The sequence below is a fragment of the Nostoc sp. NMS8 genome (assembly GCF_017115045.1).
Taxonomy (GTDB): domain Bacteria; phylum Cyanobacteriota; class Cyanobacteriia; order Cyanobacteriales; family Nostocaceae; genus Nostoc.
On the sequence record NZ_JABXKK010000090.1, the window covers coordinates 170,784 to 195,069 of the forward strand.

The 24,286-nt window shown below is 43.7% G+C and carries 20 protein-coding genes; 5 read left to right on the forward strand and 15 right to left on the reverse strand.

Annotated features, from left to right (window positions below):
• Positions 1-101: 101 nt before the first annotated feature.
• From HWQ39_RS19480 to HWQ39_RS19525, 10 genes are all read right to left on the reverse strand, one after another.
• Entirely contained in the window at positions 102-905 is an 804-nt protein-coding gene (locus HWQ39_RS19480; RefSeq protein WP_292848569.1) for a hypothetical protein, read from the reverse strand.
• A 119-nt stretch (positions 906-1,024) separates the two neighbouring features.
• Positions 1,025-1,840 (reverse strand): hypothetical protein, encoded by an 816-nt coding sequence (locus HWQ39_RS19485; protein ID WP_292848572.1) that lies wholly within the window; start codon positions 1,838-1,840, stop codon positions 1,025-1,027.
• A gap of 178 nt (positions 1,841-2,018) precedes the next feature.
• Complete coding sequence (locus HWQ39_RS19490; RefSeq protein ID WP_292848574.1) at positions 2,019-2,834, reverse strand: hypothetical protein; 816 nt, start codon at positions 2,832-2,834, stop codon at positions 2,019-2,021.
• A gap of 50 nt (positions 2,835-2,884) precedes the next feature.
• Complete coding sequence (locus HWQ39_RS19495) at positions 2,885-3,280, reverse strand: ferredoxin family protein (protein ID WP_292848577.1); 396 nt, start codon at positions 3,278-3,280, stop codon at positions 2,885-2,887.
• Positions 3,277-4,917 (reverse strand): FAD-binding protein, encoded by a 1,641-nt coding sequence (locus HWQ39_RS19500; RefSeq protein ID WP_292848580.1) that lies wholly within the window; start codon positions 4,915-4,917, stop codon positions 3,277-3,279. Before HWQ39_RS19500 ends, HWQ39_RS19495 begins: the two co-directional genes overlap by 4 nt.
• A 109-nt stretch (positions 4,918-5,026) precedes the next feature.
• On the reverse strand, positions 5,027-6,082 hold the full coding sequence (locus tag HWQ39_RS19505) for an LLM class flavin-dependent oxidoreductase (protein ID WP_292848583.1): 1,056 nt from the start codon (positions 6,080-6,082) through the stop codon (positions 5,027-5,029).
• Between the two features lie 357 nt (positions 6,083-6,439).
• Positions 6,440-7,003: a DUF2808 domain-containing protein gene (locus tag HWQ39_RS19510; RefSeq protein WP_292848586.1), complete on the reverse strand. Its 564-nt coding sequence runs from the start codon at positions 7,001-7,003 to the stop codon at positions 6,440-6,442.
• Between the two features lie 1,328 nt (positions 7,004-8,331).
• Positions 8,332-8,796 (reverse strand): CYTH domain-containing protein, encoded by a 465-nt coding sequence (locus HWQ39_RS19515; RefSeq protein WP_292848589.1) that lies wholly within the window; start codon positions 8,794-8,796, stop codon positions 8,332-8,334.
• 105 nt (positions 8,797-8,901) lie between these two features.
• A complete protein-coding gene (locus HWQ39_RS19520; protein ID WP_292848592.1) occupies positions 8,902-9,447 on the reverse strand; it encodes a hypothetical protein in 546 nt (181 codons plus the stop codon).
• Positions 9,444-14,252, reverse strand: coding sequence for a PAS domain S-box protein (locus HWQ39_RS19525; RefSeq protein ID WP_292848595.1), 4,809 nt, complete (start codon positions 14,250-14,252; stop codon positions 9,444-9,446). Before HWQ39_RS19525 ends, HWQ39_RS19520 begins: the two co-directional genes overlap by 4 nt.
• 431 nt (positions 14,253-14,683) lie before the next feature.
• Here HWQ39_RS19525 and pip point away from each other — a divergent pair, with 431 nt between their 5' ends.
• From pip to HWQ39_RS19545, 4 genes are all read left to right on the forward strand, one after another.
• Positions 14,684-15,622: a prolyl aminopeptidase gene (gene pip / locus HWQ39_RS19530; protein ID WP_292848598.1), complete on the forward strand. Its 939-nt coding sequence runs from the start codon at positions 14,684-14,686 to the stop codon at positions 15,620-15,622.
• Between the two features lie 52 nt (positions 15,623-15,674).
• Positions 15,675-16,490, forward strand: coding sequence for a class I SAM-dependent methyltransferase (locus HWQ39_RS19535; RefSeq protein ID WP_292848601.1), 816 nt, complete (start codon positions 15,675-15,677; stop codon positions 16,488-16,490).
• A 128-nt stretch (positions 16,491-16,618) separates the two neighbouring features.
• Positions 16,619-17,260, forward strand: a complete 642-nt coding sequence (locus HWQ39_RS19540; protein WP_292848604.1) for a DUF4232 domain-containing protein — start codon at positions 16,619-16,621, stop codon at positions 17,258-17,260.
• A 101-nt stretch (positions 17,261-17,361) separates the two neighbouring features.
• Positions 17,362-18,153 carry a GH25 family lysozyme gene (locus tag HWQ39_RS19545; protein WP_292848607.1) on the forward strand — a complete coding sequence of 264 codons (792 nt, stop codon included), beginning with the start codon at positions 17,362-17,364 and terminating at the stop codon, positions 18,151-18,153.
• 315 nt (positions 18,154-18,468) lie between these two features.
• Here HWQ39_RS19545 and HWQ39_RS19550 read toward each other — a convergent pair whose 3' ends face one another.
• The 5 genes from HWQ39_RS19550 to petC all read right to left on the reverse strand — a co-directional run bounded on the left by HWQ39_RS19550 (position 18,469) and on the right by petC (position 23,721).
• Positions 18,469-18,864, reverse strand: coding sequence for an SET domain-containing protein (locus tag HWQ39_RS19550; RefSeq protein WP_292848610.1), 396 nt, complete (start codon positions 18,862-18,864; stop codon positions 18,469-18,471).
• A gap of 112 nt (positions 18,865-18,976) precedes the next feature.
• Positions 18,977-20,137 (reverse strand): KamA family radical SAM protein, encoded by a 1,161-nt coding sequence (locus HWQ39_RS19555; RefSeq protein WP_292848613.1) that lies wholly within the window; start codon positions 20,135-20,137, stop codon positions 18,977-18,979.
• A gap of 735 nt (positions 20,138-20,872) precedes the next feature.
• Positions 20,873-21,940: an SDR family oxidoreductase gene (locus HWQ39_RS19560; protein WP_292848616.1), complete on the reverse strand. Its 1,068-nt coding sequence runs from the start codon at positions 21,938-21,940 to the stop codon at positions 20,873-20,875.
• Positions 21,941-22,066: 126 nt separating this feature from the next.
• Positions 22,067-23,068, reverse strand: a complete 1,002-nt coding sequence (petA, locus tag HWQ39_RS19565; protein ID WP_292848619.1) for a cytochrome f — start codon at positions 23,066-23,068, stop codon at positions 22,067-22,069.
• 113 nt (positions 23,069-23,181) lie between these two features.
• Positions 23,182-23,721, reverse strand: a complete 540-nt coding sequence (gene petC, locus HWQ39_RS19570) for a cytochrome b6-f complex iron-sulfur subunit (protein WP_292848622.1) — start codon at positions 23,719-23,721, stop codon at positions 23,182-23,184.
• Between the two features lie 229 nt (positions 23,722-23,950).
• On the opposite strand from petC, the gene HWQ39_RS19575 reads away from it, so the two are divergent.
• A complete protein-coding gene (locus HWQ39_RS19575) occupies positions 23,951-24,259 on the forward strand; it encodes a DUF3067 family protein (RefSeq protein WP_292848625.1) in 309 nt (102 codons plus the stop codon).
• Positions 24,260-24,286: the final 27 nt, after the last annotated feature.

Here is a 24,286-nt window from a genome sequence, read left to right on the forward strand (position 1 = left end):
TAGACTTAAGCTATTAGCCAGGGAATTTATTCCCTGGCGGGCGACTCCCCTTCCAGCAACAAAAGTTTTGCGCTTCCCTCTTAACGATTCCTTCTATTTGCTTATTGACTAATAGAAGTGAGTTGAGGATTAGGAATATCAAGTAGGTAAGAAATTACCTCTTTACGCCAAGCATCGTATACTGGCTCGATGCCTTTAGTATTAGCACCATTGAAATTTTCAGCATCTTGCCAGCGCTGTTTAATATAAGGAGCGCGGCGTTGCTGAATTTCTTCATCGAGTTCTAGTAACTGTGCGGCGATTTCCGATTTTTCAGTCGGCGAGGCTTGCTCAAACTTTTTGCGCCACCAATTAGCGATCGTAATCCGATGAACCGCTTCATCATCATTGAAATGCTCTTTACTCTTCTGAGCTAATTCCTCGTCTCCAATTGTCGATGTCAGTTTATTGAACCAAACTTGGGGCAAGATGTAATGCTCATAGTGCAGTTCCCAGGCAACAAAACCTAGCCAATTGCGATAGGGTACATCTCCTAAAAACTCCCAATGGCGTTCAGCTTCCTTGCGGATATCGTCAATGGGATCGCGTCCGGTGAGGGCAATAATTCGTTCCCGAAAGGCGATCGCATGGGCCCCATCATCACCAATTTGTCTGCTTAAAATTAAATGCAAATCAGGGTCAGGAATCAACAAAATTGCCTTACTAGCAGCTTGCACAATAGACAAGTCGTGTCCACCTGTTGCAGCCCAGTACTGATAAAAACCTGCTTTTTCTTCTTCTGTTTCTGGGGGACGGCTAGCGTGTTCACGAGTCAGGGGAACGTGAGGCGCGTGCTTGCTAATCAATTTTTCTAGAGTTTCTTGTTCAAACTCTACATTCCAAGTCCGAGTTAGAGTTGCAGTCATAAAGTTTCTTTTTGGAAATTGGGCATGGGGCATTGGGAATTGAAAAGAGGCAGAGGGGCGGGGTGCGGAGGGGAAAACTCTTCTCCCTGCTCCCTGCTCCCTTGCTTCTTTCCCAGTCCCTAATCGTTAACACTCACAAGTTTGGGCAGTTTGGAGATGGGAATATCCAAGAAGTAAGAGAGTACTTCCCGGCGCCAGGCATCATAAATGACTGGCAAATCATCAACTTCAATACCAATAGCGCGGTTAGCTAGCTGCCAATGATCTTTAAGATAGGTACTGCGGCGGCGTTGACCTTCTTCATCTGCTTCTAGGACTTGTGCGACTAAATCCTCTTTCTCAGATGGCGAGGCTTTATCAAATTTACGCTGCCACCAATCCACAACTCCTAGACGGTGAACTGCTTCATCTGGCAAGATTCTCTCAGCAGCAAACTTTGCTGATTCTGGGTCATTGATTTTGCTAATCCGGCTGTTGAGCAAGAGCAGAGATACGATATGGAGTTCGTAGTGTAATTCAAAAGATAAGAAACCTTGCCAGTTACGAATGGGTAAATCTCCTTGATAATCCCAATGCTTTTGTACCTGCTTTTGGATATCATTTATAGGGTCATATCCAGATATAGCTTGCGCTCTGAGACGAGTATTTTGGGCGTGTGCGCCGTCATCTCCAAGTTGTCGGCTTAAAAACAGCTGTAATTCTGGGTCGGGAATTTGGTCTATTACTTTGGCACAAACTTGGACAATGAATAAATCATGGGCTGCACCAGCAACACGATATTGGTAGAAATTCTCTTTTTCTTCTGGTGTTACTGGTGGTCTGGGATCTTGCTGACGGGTTTTGGGAAGATGAGGAGCGTGCTTGTCAATCAGTTTGTTGAAAATTTCAACTTCTAATTCAGTTGTCCAAGCTGGACGTGTGAGGATTGCTGTCATATTTTTTTGGGGAATGGGAATTGGGGATTGGGGAAGGTGGGGCCCCCTCTGGGGATAAAGAGTAATGGGGATTGGGCATTGAAAAGAGGCACAGGGGCCGGGTGCGTGGGGCAGAGGGGAAAACTCTTCTCCCTTTCTCCCTGCTCCCTGCTCCCTTGCTTCTCTCCCAGTCCCTTGTTTAATCGTTAATACTCACGAGTTTTGGTAGTTTAGAAACAGGAATATCGAAGAAGTAAGATAATACCTCTTGTCGCCAAGTGTCGTAAATTACATCTCCTCCTTCGACTTCTACGCCGAGGGCACGACGGGTAATCTGTCCATGCTCCTTGAGGTAGGGATTGCGGCGACGTTGAACTTCTTCGTCTGCTTCTATCACCTGTGCGGCTAAATCAGCTTTTTCAGTTGGTGAGGCTTTGTCAAATTTACGGTGCCACCACTGCGCGACTCCTGCACGGTGGTATGTTTCGTCGGGAATGATTCTCTCTGTAGCAAAGCTTGATGAGACTGGATCGTACAGCCGTGACAGCCGCCGATTTAATACGCCAGGGGCAACAATATGATGTTCATAATGTAGTTCCCAGGCTAACCAACCTAACCAATCACGTATGGGCAAATCTCCCAAATAGTCCCAATGCTTTTGTACTTGTTTTTGAATATCGTCTATGGGGTCGTGGCCAAATAATACTTCTATACGCCGACGGGTATTTTCAGCGTGTGCGCCATCATCTCCAAGTTGCCGACTTAAAAATAGTTGCAATTCCGGGTCGGGAATTTTATCGATGATGTTGGCGACAACTTGCACAATAAATAGATCGTGAGCTGCTCCACCAACGCGGAAGGGGTAGAAATTATCTATTTCTTCTTTTGTAGCGATCGCTCTTTGTTCATGCAACCGCTTTTTCGGAATATGCGGAGCGTGCTTATCAATTAGTCTATCAATAGTTTCAGTTTCAAACTCAATTGTCCAAGCTGGACGTGTGAGAATTGCAGTCATGGTTTTTTCCTGTGTGTGAGTTTTAAATGAGACAAGCTATGCCCAATGCCTTAATTCGACTGGGAATTAGACGAGTTGCTCCAAGGAAGAATTCTGCCTTGGGGGTCGCTAGGCAAATTGTTACGACCCATAAATATTTTGGCTGACTGTTCTCTGACACCTGCTGGAGTGCCTCCGGGATTCCAACCAAGGGTTTCTCGGTATCCGCCTAACAATCCTGCTTTTATGAGAGTTTCTTCATCAACTTGCACAGACTCATCTGCCTGTGGAGCAACGAACAATGCGTCTACTGGACAATACAGTTCGCACATAAAGCAGGTTTGGCAGTCGCTTTTACGAGCAATTCTTGGTGGCCCGTCTGGCACTTTGTCAAAGACGTTGGTGGGACAAGCCGAAACGCAGATATTGCATTTAATACATCGAGATTCACTAACTAGTTCAATCACAGTGCTACTAACTCCCTCTCTTTAGCAGTAGTTTCTAGTTTTTGAGGCTTTACCCACACTCGATCTAAACCACCACTTAGTAATCGGTGGTATTGATTTGGATCTTGTTCAGGATAGTCTAAGTGTTTGTGCATACCGCGACTTTCTTTGCGTTCTAGGGCGCTAGAGTACATCCACCTGGCTGTTGCTACCATTGCAGTGGCTTCTCTAGCTTGAACAGCTTGATCTTCTGACACTCCTTGACTATTGCGAATTTCTTTCCAGAGGTGATTTAGGCGACCAAGAGATTCTGTTAATCCTTGCTCTGTACGGAATAGATTGCGATCGTAGGGGAATACTTCTGCTTGGACTGCTCGAATCACTTCTGAGGGAGCAAAGCTGCTACTGCTGGCGTTATTGGCAGACACTCCAGCTTCTCCAAGTCCGCGGACGGTGCGTTGATTGGCTTGAGTTCCCAGCTGGCGGGCGTAGTTGGCTGCTGCTTCACCTGCCCAATATCCTGAAGAGGTTGCCCAGGCGGCGTTATGACTACCACCACCGGTAAAGCCACCACAAATCAATTCTCGTGTTGCGGCATCACCAGCAGCATAGAGTCCGGGTACAGTGCTAGCACAGGTATAATCGGTAATCCGAATGCCGCCTGTACCGCGTACTGTTCCCTCTAGACGCAGAGTCACGGGGAAATGTTGGGTGAAGGGGTCGATACCCATACGGTCAAAGGGTAATAAGAAGTTGTGTTGGACAGTCCGCAACATCGCCTGAATTTCGGGAGTTGCTTTGTCTAGGCAAGCGTAAACAGGTTGGTTAAGCAGGGTACGGGCAATGATCGATCGCCCTTTTTGAGAACCTGCCCCTTCAATCTCTGTACCATCTTGGTAATAAAAGGTTGCCCAACGGTAGTAAGCGCCTTTGGTAACGGAAGAAAAAGCTGGCGATAGGGCGTAAGCATTGGAGAATTCCATTCCTGACATTTCTGCACCTGCTTCAGCTGCCATTAAGTAACCATCGCCTGTGAGAACGTTACAACCTAAAGCTTTACTGAGGAAGGCACAACCACCAGTAGCAATTACTACGGCTCCAGCTTTGACTGTCCAGCGATCGCCCGTTTGGCGACAAATACCTTTAGCACCTGCTACGACACCTTCTGTGTCTACCAGCAATTCTAAAGCTGGACTGTGGTCAAGTATTTTCACTCCTGCTCTAGTAATCTTTTTCCGCATCAAGCGCATATAATCATGAGCTTGTTGTAGCGATCGCCGATGGGGACGCCCTTCATCATCTACGGGAAAAGGATAGCCCCAATCTGACAGTTTATTCAGGTTTGTATAAGTCTGATCTAATACACGTTCCATCCAAGGACGCTCTGAGAGGAAACCTCCTAAAGCTTCCCGGCTCGCCATTGCTGCTTCCCGTTGTTGTGGGTCAGGTGGAACATACCAAACACCAGTCCCAGAAGGTGCTGTTGCTCCACTCGTACCGCAGTAGCCTTTATCTACGAGTACCACTCTTACCCCTTGAGCAGCAGCATTCCAAGCCGCCCAAGTTGCTGCTGGGCCACCGCCTATGACTAGAACATCAGTCTCTAAATTCAGTTGCGAAGTTGAACTATTGTCTGACTCAGATTGATATATACTCACGATTACACCTCCTAACTTACTGAATTGGGAATGGGGCATTGGGCATTGGGCATTGGTTATTGATTCTTCTTCCTCATCTCCCCAGTCCCCAGTCCCCAATCCCCAGTCCCTATCCTGCCACCAGTTCTAGCGATCGCACTCGTGGCATTACCTCCTCAGAAAAACGCCTCATCTCAGTCGCGAACGGCTGAAATTGCAGCATAAAGGTGCCGATTCCCACCCTGGTAAAGTCGGCAATGCGACCAGCAACGGTGTCATAGCTACCAACTAAGCCGGCAGCTGTGCCACCGTTACTTCCCACGCCAGGGTACTTGGCCAAATTCTTGAACATAACCACTTCGGAATCGACTCCTTTGAGAAGTTCTGAGCGATCGTCTTGTGCTACTACCATTGCTCGCAAGTTGTGATATTCTTCTTGGGCTTCTTCATCTGTGGGTCGAGCGATCGCAAATGCGGACATTGCAAAGCCCAGTGGTTTAGAGCGATCGCGCGGCTGTTTTGCAACTTGAGCAATGGTTTCTCGGATCACTTCTATAGGACGACCATTGAGAAAAAATACATCTGCCTCTTTTGCCGCTAATGCCTGCGCTGGTTCTGACTCACCTCCCACATACACGCGTGGATGAGGATCAGCTACGGGAGGAGGATTAAAGCTGAGATCGCTGATCTGAAAATAATCTCCTTGAAAGTTAACTCTTTCTCCACTCCACAGCGCCTTGACTACTCTGATCCACTCATTGGAATAGCGGTAACGCTCATCGTGGGGAAGAAAAGATATGCCTGATTTTTCCATTTCTGGCTTAAACCAAGCACTTACTAAATTGATTGCAAAACGCCCACCACTTATCGCATCAATACCTAATGCCATCTTCGCTAAGATTGCTGGATGAAAAAGTAAGGGCTTCACAGCGGCAATAATTTCGATAGAATTTGTGGCTTCGGCAAGAGCTGCTGCTGCTGTCCAAGTTTCCAGCTGATCTAGTTGTTGATTTCTGGGATTAATGATGTGTTCTGCGATCAAAGTTGTAGTAAACCCGCACCGTTCAGCCAACTGGATAAGATCCTTAGCTCGTGAATAACTGGCATCACGAGGTTCAAGAGGATGGTTCATTACGCCGCAGTTGCCGTAAACGGGAATCCAAATCCCGTAGCGTGGCTCAGACATAGCTTTCAAGAACCCTTGTAATGGACGCTAAAAGTTTACTTGGCACTAAATTTTGAGTTTATCGGATAACCCACCTAATTTACTGTGAATCTACGGTAAACCGACTAATATGCCGTAGTATACAGTTATGAGATTTGCATAGATTGTGGTAAAAAACAAGAGGTTATTAAAATTTATTGACATTACTCCTGAAGAGAGTTTAGTTTGTGGCGAAAACTTCTCAAAAAAATAAAGGACAAGAATTATACTTGTCCCCAATGCTTAAAATAACAGATTTTGCGTCGAATAGGTCAGACAAAAGGGACTAAGTATTGGGTATTAGGAAAACTCTTTCCCAATCCCCAGTCCCGAATCAAATTAATTCTCTGTACCCATAGGCCCATAAAATTGAAAGCGTCCAATGCCGAGAGATTGGCCAGCAGTTTTCTCACCAGAGGGAAAAGCCTTAACGTCAAATAAATAGACGCCATCATTAAAAGGATTTTCGTAAGTTTGCAGACCAATAGTAACCGTCTTACCTGGTGCTATAGGAGTATCAAAGGTTACTGTGATAGTCTGCTGTTTGTCGTTACCTTTTACGGTTGTGAGTGCCAACTTTGAACCTTCTTGATTGCGTGTGCCTTCAAAAGCAAAAGTATCTTTTTGATTGAATTCAATATCTTCAGCCCCTTGAATCTGGTTAAAAGTAACCTGCTGCAAGGGTTCCCCGGCTGTCGCTGGCACTTCCAGAGTGAAATAGTACGTCGTATTGGGAATACTTGTATCGCGGTATGGAGTACTGGCACTAACTAAACGCGGTGGTTCGGCAAAGGCAATCGTGCCATTGCTTAAGGTAACTGCATCGACTACCGAATGAGGTAGTAAATATAGTCCAGTGCTGACAACAAATAGAGTACTAAAAAAACGATTTACGTACTTCATAATTTATATTTTTACCTCAATGTTTTTTATCTAAGACTCAATAATTTCAGCCTTGCTTAAAATACCCATAATCAAGCCTGAGTAAAGCAATTATTACAGTCTCTAAAGTTAGTAAGTTAATTAAGCTTACCAACTATTTGTTATGCGGTTTTGCTGTAATTCTAACACGTGATTTCAAGTTGTCCAGGAATAAAAATGGATATTGAAATTTAAATTAAATTAGTAATTTTGAGCTAATTATTATTAGTAAATCCCTCAAAAGTCGATGATTTTATCGGACTTTTGTTGTAATCAAACACTCATAGATCGATACGTTTACCGTATTTTAACTAACTTAATACACTCATACATCGATATAGTTACCGTAGGATAAATAGCAAATTATTTTAAAAATTGATAATTTTATACAGTAGTAAATTTATCAATTGAATTACATATCAATATTTTTACTGAACTTATAATTAGTGAATTATGTTAAATGGGAAAGTGAATTACTACAGTAGTCTATCAATAAATAATTGATGGATAAATAAATTCCTTCCTTGTAAAGACGGCGTATCACGTCTTTATCTTTATAATGATTTATCGGATCTTTAGGCTCTACAATTTCCATCAAAAAACCTTAACTCATGTCTTGCACCTAGCCCTAGCGATTAGAAATTGCGGCTATACAAACAAAGTCCGCCTACGCGGACTAATGCAAAATCAAGGTTTTCAACCCGCGCAGGCGGTTTTTGCCTGTGTAGCCGCGACTTCCAGTGTAAGAGTGCAAGATATCAGTTAACTGAACCGTATTAATAGCGATTCTCGTTTACGTGAGGTACACCCGTAGGGGACTGCTCATTGGTGTCAACTTAACGTGAAAGTTAGCCTAGAACTAGCTCTTAGATTGCCTCGTTCCCAGTCTCCGACTGGGAATGCTCGTCGTTGAGGCTCCGCCTCCCTTACTGGCGGCAGAGCCACCAAAAGCAGCATTTCCAGCCGGAGGCTGGAAACGAGGTTTTATATCATGTCCGGCTAAACACTTGTCATTGCGTACTCCTTCGGAGAACCCGAAGGGTACGAAGCGTTAGCGTAGTGAAGCAATCCCAAAACCTTTGCGATTGCTTCGCTTTACTTCGTTGCGCTCGCAATGACATATCGTAAGTGATTTAGCGGACATGATATTAAAGGAGTTTCAGCTTAAGTTGACACTAATGGGCATACTGTGCCCCTACACCTTGCGATATATGTACCCTTGTGGCAAGGCTTTGCCTATGTTTGTGTAGCGACTAATTATATTGGTTAAATATTTTTGGAAAATCGGGATGTTCTCGATATTTCAGCCATTACCATTGTGAAAAAGGGTGTTTTACTAAATTGCTGTTGAAATATCTGGAATCATCAGAAACTTCTTGTCCAATCCAGGTTGGTAGTTCAATTTGTTGATTTTCATCACTGAGTTCAACTTCTGCTATGATCAATCCTTTATTAACACCATCAAACTCATCTATTTCCCAAATTAAACCACCCGACTCTATTTTATACCTGATTTTTTCGATAAAGGGACGTTCGCATAATGTCTCAAGTATTTCTTGAGCATCTTCAACAGGAATAGGATACTCAAACTCTAATCTTGAATATTTAATATTAGGGCCTTTAATGGTCAAATAACTTTTTTCTCCAATTATACGTATACGTACAGTCGCTTTATCTTGTGTGGCAATGTATCCTTGACGATATACACTACCTTCAGCTAATCCTCTCCAGCTATCTCCTCTCACTAAATATTTCCGCTCTATTTCTTTTGCCATTTTATTTACCAGATTATTTACTGAAAATTGGGCGCAGCCACTTGTCTTATGTAGACGTTTGGTTCAAGATTGTCTAATTGCCTTTAAAAAGCTGAAATAGTTAAATTAAGAACAGCCTTCGACATATTCGACTTCTGGCAATTTACCCGCTCGGAACTGAGTGACAAGCTTACCATCAGTTTCAAAGACTACACGGTAGTTTTGATCGGCGCGATCTTTGGGGATGAAAGTTAGGTAATGCCCGTTTTGGACGTATTTATGAGGTGTGACTTTAATTTGTCCTGGGTAAAGCGACTTGATTCGCGCTTCAGTGTCGCCAATTTTTGCACCTTTGAGGGTTGTAATCTGAGTATTTTGGCGCACATCTACTCTAGAAATATGACCTTTTGTCACCATGAACAAAAGATTTTTCGGTTCATTTTGTGGCTTAACATAATAGCAATTGTTATTTGGTGAATCACCTACTAGTTTAATACCAGCAGCTTTTGTTGCTTGGGGGACAGTCATGCCGATTTGTACTGCGCCGATGCCGTTGATAAACAGCTTTGATTGGCTTGTTAGTTTCGCCTGTGCTATAACTATGCTGATAGTTTGAGAAGAAATTGTTAGTATTACGGTGGCAAAAGTCAAGAATTTAATTTTGTTGTTCATAATTGGATATTTTCCTCGGTTAAATCGATAATTTCATCAAAGCAGAAGCTACGGACTAAATTTGCCAATTTTTCTGCCAAAACAGAATGAGCTTGTGGAATTTGCTCAATTAGTTGAAAAATTCTTTCAGCATCGACTTCAATAGCTGCTTGATTAAGTTCTGTTACCCATTGGGTAGGCATAAGGGTAATTGCAGAGCGAAGATGCACGATAGAAAATTGAATATTCTCTAGGTTGTTGTTTGTTAGATTTTCACTGTTCTCTTCTGCATATATATAACGCACCTGCAAATATTCAGCGATTTTTTCAAAAATCACTTGCTCACGAAATGGCTTACGAACCAAGTCGTTGCAACCTGCGGCTAAGATACTTGCCTGTTGTTCTTCAAAAGCACTGGCAGTTAGGGCAATAATTACGGTGCGGAGATTTGTAGTTGTATTTTTTTCCCTGGCTCTAATTTCTTTGGTTGCATCGTAGCCATTCATTACAGGCATCCGCATATCCATCCAAATTAAGTGAGGTTGCCAAGTATGCCAAATTGCGATCGCTTCTTGTCCATTATTCGCAGCCTGAATTTCAAAACCAATGCTACCAAGAAGTTGCACTATGAGATCGCGGTTTTCTTTACGGTCATCAACTACGAGAATACGGTAAGATGGCTGGTTTGCTGCCAGCTTGAGTACGCGTCCCTTATTTAATTTTGGTATAGCTTTTAAAGCTGCGGCTAAATTCACTTGGATATCAAAACTAAAAGTAGATCCTTGCCCAATCTGACTCGTCAAGTGAATATCGCCTCCCAGTAATCGCACAAATTGACGGCTAATAGTCAGTCCGAGTCCAGTTCCTTCCTTAGTTTGGATACCACTTGTTGTCTGAACAAAAGGCTGAAACAGGTTATTCATTTCTTCTAGTGCTATTCCCCGTCCAGTGTCTCGGATTTCAAAGTGTAGGGATGGGGAAGAGGCAGAGGGGCAGGGTGCGGGGGGCAGAGGAGAGGAATTTTCCCCCTGCTCCCTGCTCCCTAAGCTTACCCACAACGTTACTCCCCCAGTCTGAGTAAACTTGACGGCATTACCCAAAAGGTTTATGAGAACTTGACGGAGTTTACCTTCATCTGTTTGGATGTAGCGGGGGAGGTTAGGAGCCATTTCAAATTTAAGAAACAATTGCTTTGCCTGTGCCCGCACTTTGAACATTTCTTGTAGTGTTTGCAACAGCAGATATAGGTCAAAGTCTTCGGGGTTGAAAATGATTTGTCCAGCTTCAATTTTGGACATTTCCAAGACATCGTTAATTAAGTTGAGTAAGTGTTCTCCACTGCGGTTAATGGTAGTTAATGATTCACGCTGATTTGAGTTAAGGCTAGTGTCTCGCTCCATTAATTGGGAAAAACCCAGAATTGCATTCAAAGGGGTACGCAGTTCGTGACTCATGTTAGCGAGGAAAGCACTTTTGGCTCGGTTGGCAGTTTCCGCGGCTTCTTTGGCAATTCTCAGCGCTTCTTCTGCCTGGTGTCTAGCTCGACCGATCGCAATTATTTCACCTACCAGTTTCAATAGATTAATATCTTCTTGGTTCCAGGTTTTTGAGTAGTGAATCATCGCTGCACCAACAAATCCAACTACTTTGCCAGCATGAACCATTGGCACAGCGAGTATAGACTGAAACGACATACTTTCAAAAAGTATTCGCTCAGGTAAATGCAGGGGTAAATCTTCCACACAAGAGATTTGTCGATGCCTACCACGGAGAATCGGCTCGTAGAAATAGGGGAAAACATCTACAGGCGAACCTCTGGCAATATCAATTAATGGTGCAACATCTTCGCCACACCATTCATGGATCAGGTTGAATTCACGTTGATCATGGGAGCATTCAAAGATGCAACTGTGTTCAGCATCAATAAATTGAGCGATCGCTTGCAGTGTAAAATTAATTGCTGTTGCTAAATCTTGGTCAATAAATTGCCGAGAAATGCTGCTGATTAAACTTTCGGCTTGAGTACGACGTTGCAGGGCTGCTTCTGCTTGTTTGCGATCGTTAATATCACGAGCTACACCGACAATCTGAAAATTACCTTGGGCATCTTGTGTGCGAACTGCGTTACTAGTTAGCCAAACCCATCCTCGACTACGATGTTTAGCACGGTATTCAGTCCCCGAAATTCCCTCACCTGTTGCCAGAATACTTTGGGCGACTTCTTGACATTTTGGCACATCATCGGGATGAGTAAATAATGCCAAGGAATTACCCTCTATTTCGCTGGGGGCATATCCGGTGGTATTCAAGATATTAGGAGAAATATAGTTGAATACCCCGTCAGGAGTGAGAACAAATAGCACATCGTTGACCTTTTCCACGATGGTGCGAAACTTTAACTCGCTTTGCTGTAAGGCGGCTTCCGCTTGTTTCCGTTCCAATTCGGCACCGGCACGGGCGGCAAAAATTTTCACAATCAGTTCCCGTCCCGGATCGGGCTTCATGGGTTTGATATCAATCACTGCTAGATGTCCAATGATTTCGCCGGATGAACTGGTGAGGGGAACGCCAAAAAAACTTTCGGCATTCATCTTCACTAAATCGGCATCTTCTGGGAAAGTAATTTGTACTGCTTGAGGGTAGTGACACATTTTACCTTGCAAGGTGTATTCGCAAGGAGTACCCTGCAACTCATACTCCAAGTTATCGTTAATAGCCCCTGAAGACCAAAATGCCAAAGTGCGGACTCTCGTTTTTAACTCATCATCAAACTCAGTCACTAGAGCATATTGAACTTGTAATACTTCAGCAAGGTAACGAACGCAGGAATTGAAAAATTCATTGCCTGTTTTCGCTGCTGTACCCTCAACAATTAAGCGTAAAGCTTGCTCTTGCTGTTTGCGTTCTGTGGCATCAGTGCCGACTGAAAGTATTTCGATCAAGTTTCCTTGGGCATCTAAAATGGGTTTATTAGCCCAGACTATCCAGACGCGATCGCCATTTTTACATAAATTTTCGTTTTCGTTAAATAGATAGTTTTCTGGGTGCTGACAAATATCAACCATTAATGTCTGCAAATCGCGCCCAGAAGTTTCGGTTTCTGGAACAATTGTGCCAATAACATTACGTCCGATAATTTCATCTAAATCAAAACTAAAAAGCCTTTGACCGTAGTCATTTAAAAATATGATGTCACCATTGCCATCCCAACGCAAAATTATACAGTTTGCTGTTTGCACCAAATCGCGGTACTGGGCTTCGCTTTGGCGTAACGCTTCCTCGGTGCGTTTACGAGCCGTAATATCCCGCACTATTGCCAAAATGTGTCGCTTGCCATTGTAGATGCAAGTTGTTCCTTTGACTTCCACATTTATTAAAGTGCCATCTTTGCAGATATCAACTGCTTGCCCATAAAATTGCTCACCAGCTCGTGTTTTTTCGACAAACTCCAGGAAGACGGAATGTGAGTCTGGATGAATATAAACAGATGGATGTAAACTCAGAAATTCTTCATAAGAGTAACCGTGCATTTGACAAGCCGCCGGATTAACTTCGGTGACTTTTTCAGTCTCTATTTCAGTAATAAATAGTCCATCATTAATTGCTTCAAAAATACTGCGGTATTGTAATTCGCTTTGTCGCAGTGCTACTTCTGCCCTTTGGCGCTGGGTGATGTCGCGGAAACTCCACACTCTACCAATTATCTGTTCGCCGATGCGCTGAGGACAAGAGTAGCGCTCAAATACTCTGCCATCTTCTAGTTCTAACCAGTCGTAACTAACTAATTCTGGCTGTGAGTATAATTCTCGGACTCGTTGCAAAAAAACATCAGGATCTTTTAGCTGGTTTGCCAGATATCCTAGTCGCTGAGGATGATCTGGTTCTGTCAAAAGTTCTGGTGGAATTGACCACATTTCTAAGAACTTTTGGTTATAACTAGTGATATTACTTGAGCTATCGACTACTAAGATACCGTCTTGAATCGATTCAAAGATCGCGCTTAATAAAGATAGAGAATTTTCTAAAGCTACTTGGGTTTGTTTGCGTTCGCTAAGATCCCGTCCTAAAACTACCAAAGCTTTGCGTTTACCATCTTGGTGAAATAGGGGAGCTTTAATCATATCTAAACTGCTCATTGTCCCATCAGGGCGAGAGATAGCCTCTTCTACCCGATGCACACATCCCAATTGCCAAGCTTGTTCATCTGTTTGATTGCAGTTGAGCAAAGCATCATGATAAAAATTGCTAAATTCTGCTAATTCTGAGTCTGTTTTACCTTGATAATCAACGCCTTGTAGCTCTAAAAATTCGAGGTTAGCCTGGTTTGACAGCAGCCATTTTCCCTCGCCGTCTTTTAAACAGATAATATCGGGTGTAGCGTTAATTAATGTCTGCAACCGCTCCTCAATCTCTTGCAAAGACTCTTGAGTTTGTTGAGTCAGCGTGATATCTCGAATTACTAGTATTGCACAGCGATCGCCAGTCAATTCAGTACAGCTACCGGAAATTTGTAGCGTTATTTGCTCATCTTGCTGCAACTGATAATTTGTTGTTTCATACTCTCCATTGAGAACCTGTATATCAGGATAACAGGGTAAAGCAACTGGTTGTCCTACTTGTGTGAGAGGTAGTAAGTCAGTTAACTTTACACCACAAACATTGCTGTGAGGTTGGTTTACCAGAGACTCAAAGCTAGAATTACACCATTGAATGAGTCGGTCTTCTCCTACCCAGACTACAGCATCAGCGATCGCACCCAGCGTTACTTCCATTTTGTTCACAATGGCTTGCAATTGCTTTACTTGCTCTAGCTGTTGTGTACTCATCAACGACTCCTCTTAAATAATTCGTAATTATTATGAGCTAAATACTTTACAAATTAACAATTACGTGCTAATAACAGCACTAATAAATCTGTATAGTGATTCTATCCTTAGTTGATCGCTGGAATGTTCGACTACAGCAAAACTACATACTCTCTTCAAAATTTTACAAAAATGCGTAGGTGTAGCTAGTAGTCTGTCAATAAATTAGGACTTATGCAAAACCACACGGTATAGGGGCAATTCATAAATTGCCCCTACCAGAAAATCACTCTTTTCGGCTATTGTTTGCCTAAGTCCTGTAAATAATTGGATAAATTACCTGTAGAGACGGCGATTTATCGCGTCTCTCTAACAGTCATAATTAATGGGACAGACCACTAGCGGTAGAGACAAGCGATCGCGACAACAATATTACTGATAGAATATCCAAAATGCGAGAACTTTACCCAGCGATCGAGCCTTACTTAGAAGGTAGCTTACAGGTTTCCGACCTTCATACCATTCATTTTGAAGAGTCAGGAAACCCCCAAGGTCAACCCATCGTTTTGCTGCATGGGGGCCCTGGTGGTGGATGTCCAGCTTTTTATCGGCAATATTTCCACCCAGAAAAATGGCGGTTAGTGATGTTTGACCAGCGCGGTTGTGGTCAAAGTACACCCCATGCTGAATTACGAGAAAACACCACTTGGGATTTAGTCAGTGATATTGAAAAACTGCGCCAACATTTAGGTATAGAAAAGTGGGCGGTTTTTGGTGGTAGTTGGGGTAGCACTTTATCATTAGCCTACAGTCAAACCCATCCTTCTCGCTGCACGGCATTAATTCTGCGTGGAATCTTCATGCTGAGGCAAAAAGAGTTGCGCTGGTTTTACCAAGAGGGTACTAGCTATATTTTTCCTGATGCTTGGGAAGAATATCTCAAACCAATTCCCATAGACGAACGTGACGATCTGATCGCAGGATATTACAAACGCTTAACCAGTCCAGATTTAGAAATTCAATTAACAGCAGCGCGTGCTTGGTCAATTTGGGAAGGCAGTACCAGTAGACTATTCTTAGACCCAGAACTGATGCAAAAGTTTGGCGAAAGTGAATTTGCTTCAGCTTTCGCACGGATTGAATGCCATTATTTTATGAATAAGGGATTTTTAGAAACAGAAGATCAATTACTCTTAAATGTAGACCGTATCCGCCATATTCCGGCTGTAATTGTTCAGGGACGCTATGATATAGTCTGCCCAATGATCTCAGCTTGGGAATTACATAGCGCTTGGCCAGAAGCCGAATTTATAGTGGTTCCTGATGCCGGACATTCGATGAGTGAACCAGGAATTCGTAGTGCTTTGATTGAAGCAACAGATAATATTTAATTCAGTTTAACATAAAAACGAAGTTGGACTCAAAAGTTGATAAAACTACCTTATGCAAGACTATAAACAAGAAATAAATGCCAGAGGTTCTATAGATTTAGAACAGCGAAAAAATTGGTATTCTCCCGTTGCTGATATTTATTACAACGCCAGACCACAATATCCAAAGCAACTGATCGAGCGGTCTGTTGTTTTAGCCCAACTTGACTCAGATGCATCGATTCTTGAAGTCGGTTGTGGTCCAGGAAATGCCACGGTAGCTTTTGCTCAATTTGGTTTTTCAATGACGTGTATTGAGCCAAACCAGGATTTTTATCACTTGGCACAACGCAACTGTGCAACCTATTCAAACGTTGCAATCCATAACACCTCATTTGAGGAGTGGGAACTGGAAGCAAAACAGTTCAATGCCGTTCTATCTGCTAATGCCTTTCACTGGATACCGTCAGAAATTCGGTATGCCAAGGCAGCGACGGCATTACACGAGAACGAGTTTCTCATCCTGCTATGGAATCTGAGACCTGAACTGAAATACGAAGTTTACCAAGCCATCTTTGAAGTATATCAAGCCTATGCTCCCTCACTTGTCCGGTATGAAGGTGCAGAAACTCAAGCGGAAATTTTGAGAGGGTTTGAAGAAGACATTCTAGACTCTGGTTACTTTAAGGAGTTGGTGACTGAGCAAATTGCGTGTGAGGTGACATACAGCATCGATGACTACCTTAAGCTATTAAGTACCATGAGCAGACTGGAGCCAAAGGCGAAGGAGTTGCTATTTGCAGGATTGCGGGAAAACCTGAGGAACTTTGGAGACAGTGTAAATCTCTCGTTTCTTTCTGCTGTTCACGTTGCCCGAAAAGATGGATAAGCTGTTGAATTCGTTATGTAATGATGCAGCAGAACAAGTGATTGGAGCGGACGTATATAACCCTTGTGAAATTGGAAACTTATACTGTATATAAGCATCAGTGTAAGTAGTTCACTACAAAAAAAGATATGCGAATTCTAATTGTCCAAAGCAGTATGTTGTTACTCCTAACTGCGTTGACAACTGGCTGTGTCGGTTCTTCCTCTGTTACAAAACAGCCGCAAGCCTTGCCAGCAAGCACCGAACAACCAACAAAAGAAGCTGTGTTGTCTTCAACACCTACACAGACTGCAAAACCTATAGAGCATTCCACCCCTGAAGCCACTATTGCCACAAATCCGACGCGCTGTGAAACTAGTCAATTGTCAGTGCGCCGAGTCTCCGAAGATGCTGGCGTTGGGAATGTTGCACTCACCTACGCCTTCACCAATAACGGCTCATCTCCTTGCACCCTCAACGGTTATCCAGGATTGGCACTACTGGATGTAAAAGATCAACCCTTACAGGGAATTAAAGTTATTCGCTCGAAGGGTACTTACTTTTCGAGTAAGCAACCTCGACAACAAGTAACTCTAGCTCCTGGAAAACAAGCCTCATTTCAGATAGCATATAACCATGTTAGTTCCCCACAGGAACGCTGCCCAATATCTAGTAAAATCGAAATCACGCCTCCGAATACCTCCCAAAACCTTACCCTTGCAGAAGAAATCAAGCCTTGTACAGGCAAAGTTAGAGTGACTCCAGTACGTTCTGTTGCCACTCAACCCTAATAAATTTCTGTAATTTACTCAAATACCCAGAAAAAGCATAAATTTAATCAAAGCCTCTGATAAGTTCACTATTGTACTAATCACAAAGGTTAAAAAATTCTATGGAAGGAATTGATGTTGCCGATCAAGACGGCAGAGTAGATTGGACAGCAGTAAAAAACTCTGGTAAAACTTTTGCCTTTGTCAAAGCTACAGAAGGAGCTAGCATAAAAGACTCTGCTTTTGCTCATCACTGGCAGACCACGAAAGCTGCTGGTATTATTCGGGGTGCTTATCATTTCTTTCATCCCCATACATCTGACCCAGTTCAGCAAGCGAAGGAATTCTTAAAAACATTGGGCAAATTAGAATCAGGAGACTTACCACCAGTTCTGGATGTAGAGATAACTGATAAAGTAAGTAGCCAAGCAGTAATTAGTGCAGCAAAGCTGTGGTTAGCAGAGGTAGAAAAAGCCCTTTTACAACAAACAAAAAAACCAATCAAACCAATTATTTATACCTTCCCTAGTTTCTGGTCAGAAATAGGTAATCCATCAGATTTTGCTAGTTATCCGTTATGGATTGCCCACTACGGAGTCAAAAACCCAAGTATTCCTAGTGCTTGGCAGGGGCAATACTTAATTCATCAATATGAAGGTGATATATCTGGTGTAACTGGTGTTAGTGGTCGAGCCGATTTGAATAGATTTAATGGATTGCAGCTAGGAGATTCTGGGCTAAGAGTAAAACAATTACAACAGCAATTAAAAGATATTGGATTATATACTGATGCCATTGATGGCCATTTTTCTGAGTCAGTTAAAAATGCAGTTGTTAGTTTTCAAACATCTAAGAAATTACAGGCTGATGGAATTGTTGGTATAAAAACTTGGGTAAGTTTATTATGGATTTAAAACTGATTTACACTCAATAAATAGACGCATATTCACTATCAAATGAGTGCATCCTACTGGCGTGTCAAGGCTAAAATGTTGCTCCTGGCGGCAGAGCCTTTAGGATGGCATTCCTAGCTGTAGGGTGTGTTATGCCGTAGGCTAACGCACCTGAGATTGTTGACTATATTGGGAGCGGGTTTTAGCCTTTGTCTTAGTAGTTCATTTGTCCATGTTGAAAGGGCTGTGCCATAGCCCCATAATTCTCAATGAAAAAGCTTTTTTTGTTAGCTTGAATGTACAAATCAGGTATCTTAATTAAAATAATTTCAACTACTAATTCTTCAATTGAGTTGAAGATAGCTCATCAACAACATCAAACCATATAGGAGATTTATCGTCAGGGGAACCGTTGTAGTTGGCAGTCATTTCTTCTCCTACTTCGATATCTCGGTAGGCAATATACTCTACTTCTCGTTCAGCAAATTTTTTCACATAATAAGTATTGGGATAGTAAGAATGATTAATCAGGGACACTAAACCAAAGGCGAAGGCTGCTGCTTTATCTTCCCAATCGTAGTAATAGTTACCCAAAATTGTTTGATCGAGCAATTTAACCTCTTCTGAGGGTATAACAAGTACTGGCGCTCTTTCAATGAGTTCTCCTTTTAAAAAGCGCTTCTGTGCGAAGACACCTCGACCTTTGATGTTTGTATTAGCAACAATTAACATTCCAACTAATCTCCTAAGATTATTTAGTTTATTACTTTGCCATAATCTAAAAGAATCATTTCAACTGTCCCTTTTAGATCATGGCGATCAACTCATATACAAATATATAGTGTTATCCCTGCTCTACTGGATCTATATATGTGTACTTCTTACCTGCCCAATTTTGCACTGTAGCTGTGCCTTTCTCATAAGCAAGTAGAGTCTCGGCTTGAATGGGGACTTTGCCACCACCACCAGGAGCATCAATTACATAGGTTGGTACAGCGTACCCAGTAGTATGACCGCGCAATTGAGAAATTAAATCCAGTCCGGTTTGAACACTTGTTCGCAGATGTGCAGTGCCAACAACTGGGTCGCATTGGTAAAGATAATAGGGACGCACACGCAGCTTGAGAAGACCGTGAAATAGATTTTTGAGGGCTTTTTCAGAATCATTCACACCTTTTAACAGCACGGTTTGACTGCCTAGAGGAATGCCACCATCAGCGAGGCGATCGCAAGCTTGTGCCACTTCTGGGGTAAGTTCCCGCACATGACAAAAATGCAAAGACAGCCACACACGATGTTTCCGAAGCAAGGCAACCAGTTCTGGTGTAATTCGCTGCGGCAAAAAACTCGGCACACGAGAACCAATTCTGATAAATTCAATGTGCTTAATAGCACGCAGTCGCCCAAGCAAATTGTCTAAAGGTTCATCAGACATCAACAAAGGATCGCCACCAGAAATTAGCACATCACGGATTTCGGTGTGTTCTTCTAAGTAAGTGGCGATCGCATCCAAGCGCCGCGTTACTGGGTACATCTCACCTTGGCTCACCAAACGAGAGCGGGTGCAGTAACGACAATAAGCAGCGCATGTATCTAAGGCAAGGAGCAACACGCGATCGGGGTAACGGTGTACAAGTCCTGGTACTGGGGTGTCGTTGTCTTCACCGCATGGATCTACCATGTCTGCTGTACTGACGATTAGTTCTTCTTGCCGTGGTATCACTTGTAACCGTAGTGGGCACAGGGGATCTTCTGGATCGAGTAGTGATGCAAAGTATGGTGTTACGGCGACAGCAAACTTTTCTGGTGCGATTAAAAGTCCCTGTTCTTCGGTAGCACTCAGCTTTAGTAACCGCTGAAAGTGTTCCAGCTTAGTCAACCGATGCCGCATTTGCCAACGCCAATCGTTCCAGCGTTCCTGGTTGTAAGTCTCTCCCAAAATCTGACAAATTTCTGCACACCGAACATCGCTCACTAGAGGATCTAGAGTAGTCTTTTTGATCATGATTAGAACTAAAGCTGAGAATAATAAACCAATCACAGCCTAGTTTGTTTAGCTACATTAGTCGATAGAAGAGAAAAATATTGACAAATGTTACCCTTATCTAAATCAATAGAGAAAAAGCCCTTAAGGAGAATTCACACTGAATTTATAGGGATGAATAACCATGATTGAGTTCATAAAGTTTACTCGCAGTTAATACCGTTTCACTTTAATAATGATACAAATACATTGGTAGAGGTACAGCAATTGGTATAAGTCCCAAAGTTACAGGCTTTGTGTAACTAAGAAATAAGAATTAAATAACATACAATTTATGTCCCTGGTTTACCTCACCCTCAGTCCCTCTCCTTATAAAGGAGAGGGAAGCTAGCAAAAAAGTTGTAGGTTGGGGAGCCACTGCGTTCATTGGTGTCAACTTAACGTGAAAGCAAGTCTAGAACTAGCTTTTAGATTGCCTCGTTCCCAGTCTCCGACTGGGAATGCTTGTCTTTGAGGCTCCGCCTCTCTTTACTGGCGGCAGAGACACCAGGAGCAGCATTTCTAGCGTCCGGCTGGAAACGAGGTTTTAAAGGAGTTTCAGCTTAAGTTGACACCAATGCACTGCGTTGCGCGGGCTCCCCGCTTTGTAGCAAGTAGCGTTGGAGGCTTTGCCAAAGCCAACATACTGATATAGGTTGGGTGGAGCGGAGCGCAACCCAACCTACGTCTCTACTACCAGTGCCATCCACCGAGGTTCTACGGAATCAACTGATCTGCGCGTAGTTGCTCGAACAGGTCAAAAAATGACTCGTCCGTTTTCTGGTATATGGAGAAGCCGAGTTTGCGGCTCTTCGACATGTCAGTCATGACTTCAATCGGACGCCCAAGATCGAGATCGGTGTGCCATGCAGACGATAGACGGCTCAGATCCGGCTCGGCGAGGTCATGCTGCTTTGCGATCTCGCGCCAGACAGCACCTTCATTCGCCATTTCGACTTCGAGCGGGTGGATTGTGCCGTCGAAGCCGATGGGATCGATGCCGAACCAGTCAGCAAGCCGCCCCCACAACCATATCCAGCGAAAGATGTCGCCATTGACGACGTTAAACGCCTCGTTGTGGGCCGCTTCGGTCTTCGCCGCCCAGACTAGGTGCTTCGCCAGCACCCGTGCGTCGGTTATGTCGGAGATGCCCTTCCACTGCGCTTCCGAACCTGGCCAGCGGAACGGGCGCCCGGTTTCCTTGCAGATCGCAGCATACACGGCCAGCGTCGTGCCGAGGTTCATCAAATTGCCGACCGCCTTTCCAATGACAGTGTGAGGGCGATGAATGCTCCAGGTGAAACCGTCACGGGCGGCGGCGGCATAGACCTCATCTTCCTGAGCATAATAGAAATTTTCGATGTCGAGCCGGGGCTGCTCCTCGCGCAATGGAGTTTCTGGCAGCGATCCGCCTCTAGCGTATGCATCGAATGGCCCGAGATAGTGCTTGAGGCCGGTGACGAGGGCGACGTGCTGCACTGAGTCCTTCGGTGACAGAACATCCAGCAGATTGCGAACCATCGTGCCGTTGACCCTGACATTCTCAGCCTCAGTCGCATTACGCATCCACGTCGTGATGAAGATGTGCGTTGGAGCAATGTCTGACAGCGCAGTTTTCAGGCTAGCTAGATCGAGCAGATCGGCAGTAACAGGGCGTAACCCTGCCACCCCTTTTTTAAGATTTCGGGCCAACCCATAGGTCGTCCATCCATTCGCGATCAGTTCTCTCGCAAGATTACTGCCGATGATGCCGCTCGCGCCCACAACTAAGGCTGTCCCATCCATGTCGTGTCTCCAGTAGGGAAATTTTCTATAGCAATCCTAAGCCCCAAATTTCTAGGCTTAGTATAAATAACATATAAAAAAGACAGGCAAAATGCCTGTCCCATAAGTAATGATTTAGCAAAGAATTTAGAAATTCATCTCAGCAGCTTGGACTTTTTCAACCTGCTTCTTCTTCAGCACAAGCATAACTTGGGCTAACATTACAAGAGCGATGAACGCAATCATCCATTTGACTCTAGAGGCGTCTTGTAATACGATTTCTGCATCTTGTTGACCGAATCCACCGACATTCGGGTTGCTGGTCAAAGCATCACCAGTCTTAACTGTTTGCCCTTCGGAAACAAGCAATTCTGGCCCTAAAGGAATCGTATCAACGACAACATCACCAGATTCAGGTTGAATGTTGACTAGATATTTGACGTTACCATCTTCATCTTCCTCTTTGGCAATCTTGGTAATTGTGCCAGTAGCGGAAGCGTTGTAAACAGTGTTATTGCTCTTTTCGCCAGTGGGATAAACTTGTCCGCGTCCTCGGTTAGCACCCAGGTGAACTGAATATTTACCAAAGTGGATGTTTTTATCGGTTGCGGGGTTGGGAGAAAGAACAGGGAAGACGATTTCCTGATACTGTTCACCTGGTAAGGGGCCGACGATGACGACGTTTTCTTTGTCTTCACTGTAGGATTGGTAAGGAGTGTCGCCAACTTCTTCTTTAAGTTCTTCAGAAAGACGATCTTCGGGAGCAATCTTAAAGCCTTCAGGTAGCATCAGTACAGCACCGACGTTCAAGCCAACCTTAGAACCATCGGCACCAACCTGCTGGGCGCTAAGATCGTAGGGAATTTTCACCACAGCTTTGAATACAGTGTCAGGTAGCACCGATTGGGGAACTTCCACTTCTGCCGGCTTGGCTGCTAGGTGACAGTTGGCACAAACAATCCGCCCGGTTGGTTCGCGGGGGGTTTCGGGATAGGTTTGCTGTGCCCAAAAGGGATAGGCGGCAGCTGACTGGGGAAGGGCTAGATCGCTGGTGAAGTAAAATGTCACAGTAGCGATCGCTATGAGCAATGTTTTTACAATCGCTCTAGCGCTGCGAGTTAACCTCGCTGTCAGGAAAACATTTCTCATCTCTAATAAGGGCAACGATTGAATTAGTCATTAGTCATTGGTTATTAGTCATTGGTCATTAGTCATTAAGCCTTAAACAAAGGACAAATGACTAAGGACTAAGGACAAAATGATTAAGCCCACCAAGCTGCGTCGCCGGTGCGGAAGTCGGTTTCAGTCCAAGGGGTCAAAACGATTTTGTCGTCTTTTACATTGGTATGGGCTAAAGGTAAAGACAGGGGTGCTGGGCCCCGAACAACCTTACCAGTTTCGTCATACTGGGAACCATGACAAGGACACTTAAACTTGTTCTCTGCAACATTCCAGGGGACTACACAACCTAAGTGGGTGCAGATGGCGTTAATGCCATAATCTTTGATCGCTTCTTTGCTGTCTACCACAATATAAGTAGGATCTCCCTTTAGCCCTTGGACTAGGTTGCGATCGCCTGTATTCCGGTTTTCTAGAAATTTAGTGACACTAACATCGTTACCTAGCTCGTCTTTTGCCGTTACACCGCCACCGGCACCACCAGTAGCGGGAGGAATAAAGTACTTGACAACGGGATACAATGCACCCAGAGCCACTCCGGTGACAGTCCCAAAAGTGAGCAGATTCATGAACTGACGACGCCCCATATCGGGCACGTCTGCTGATTCAGAAAATTGAGCCATAATCTACGCGCTCTTTGTGTATTTTGTTAAGCATTTTGACAAAAGTACTAGTACTTGAGCAACTCTTGTCTAAGTCGAAATGCTAGCGCTCACAACGATGCCATAATTCTTTGTTCCAAGATATAAAAAGCATCTTTTCTGTTAGCATTACATTTCTTTATATCCTTATCATACTGGAGTCACGGAACTTAACATTATAACTAAATGTAAAATCTGATTGAGAAAAGCTATGACAGGACAGGAATTACGTCAGATATTGCTTGATAAGTGGGGATATTCTTACGATGTCCAGTTTCGGCGGGCACAGGGAAAGATATTTTTGCAAGTAATGTGGAAATATTTGGAGCAAGCTTCTTTTCCCTTGAGTGAGGTGGAGTACCAAGAACATCTCGATAGCATTGCCAATTATCTTCATGCCTTGGGTGGATCAACACAGGTACAAACATTTATTGCCCAAACCCGCGATCGCCCCCGGCTCGGCAAAGCTGTTAGCATTCCTCTAGATTTAGGCGAACGTTCTTCGGAATGGATATTGTGATCGAGTTTTCTTACTTTTTCCTCTCTG

What these genes read in the sequence shown, in the direction of transcription:
- pip (WP_292848598.1), top strand. Translation starts at nt 14,684, where the DNA reads ATGCGAGAACTTTACCCAGCGATCGAGCCTTACTTAGAAGGTAGCTTA.
- HWQ39_RS19515 (WP_292848589.1), bottom strand. Translation starts at nt 8,796, where the DNA reads ATGGCAAAAGAAATAGAGCGGAAATATTTAGTGAGAGGAGATAGCTGG.
- HWQ39_RS19505 (WP_292848583.1), bottom strand. Translation starts at nt 6,082, where the DNA reads ATGTCTGAGCCACGCTACGGGATTTGGATTCCCGTTTACGGCAACTGC.
- HWQ39_RS19545 (WP_292848607.1), top strand. Translation starts at nt 17,362, where the DNA reads ATGGAAGGAATTGATGTTGCCGATCAAGACGGCAGAGTAGATTGGACA.
- HWQ39_RS19560 (WP_292848616.1), bottom strand. Translation starts at nt 21,940, where the DNA reads ATGGATGGGACAGCCTTAGTTGTGGGCGCGAGCGGCATCATCGGCAGT.
- HWQ39_RS19540 (WP_292848604.1), top strand. Translation starts at nt 16,619, where the DNA reads ATGCGAATTCTAATTGTCCAAAGCAGTATGTTGTTACTCCTAACTGCG.
- HWQ39_RS19490 (WP_292848574.1), bottom strand. Translation starts at nt 2,834, where the DNA reads ATGACTGCAATTCTCACACGTCCAGCTTGGACAATTGAGTTTGAAACT.
- HWQ39_RS19480 (WP_292848569.1), bottom strand. Translation starts at nt 905, where the DNA reads ATGACTGCAACTCTAACTCGGACTTGGAATGTAGAGTTTGAACAAGAA.
- petA (WP_292848619.1), bottom strand. Translation starts at nt 23,068, where the DNA reads ATGAGAAATGTTTTCCTGACAGCGAGGTTAACTCGCAGCGCTAGAGCG.
- HWQ39_RS19485 (WP_292848572.1), bottom strand. Translation starts at nt 1,840, where the DNA reads ATGACAGCAATCCTCACACGTCCAGCTTGGACAACTGAATTAGAAGTT.
- HWQ39_RS19525 (WP_292848595.1), bottom strand. Translation starts at nt 14,252, where the DNA reads ATGAGTACACAACAGCTAGAGCAAGTAAAGCAATTGCAAGCCATTGTG.
- HWQ39_RS19535 (WP_292848601.1), top strand. Translation starts at nt 15,675, where the DNA reads ATGCAAGACTATAAACAAGAAATAAATGCCAGAGGTTCTATAGATTTA.
- petC (WP_292848622.1), bottom strand. Translation starts at nt 23,721, where the DNA reads ATGGCTCAATTTTCTGAATCAGCAGACGTGCCCGATATGGGGCGTCGT.
- HWQ39_RS19520 (WP_292848592.1), bottom strand. Translation starts at nt 9,447, where the DNA reads ATGAACAACAAAATTAAATTCTTGACTTTTGCCACCGTAATACTAACA.
- HWQ39_RS19575 (WP_292848625.1), top strand. Translation starts at nt 23,951, where the DNA reads ATGACAGGACAGGAATTACGTCAGATATTGCTTGATAAGTGGGGATAT.
- HWQ39_RS19555 (WP_292848613.1), bottom strand. Translation starts at nt 20,137, where the DNA reads ATGATCAAAAAGACTACTCTAGATCCTCTAGTGAGCGATGTTCGGTGT.
- HWQ39_RS19550 (WP_292848610.1), bottom strand. Translation starts at nt 18,864, where the DNA reads ATGTTAATTGTTGCTAATACAAACATCAAAGGTCGAGGTGTCTTCGCA.
- HWQ39_RS19510 (WP_292848586.1), bottom strand. Translation starts at nt 7,003, where the DNA reads ATGAAGTACGTAAATCGTTTTTTTAGTACTCTATTTGTTGTCAGCACT.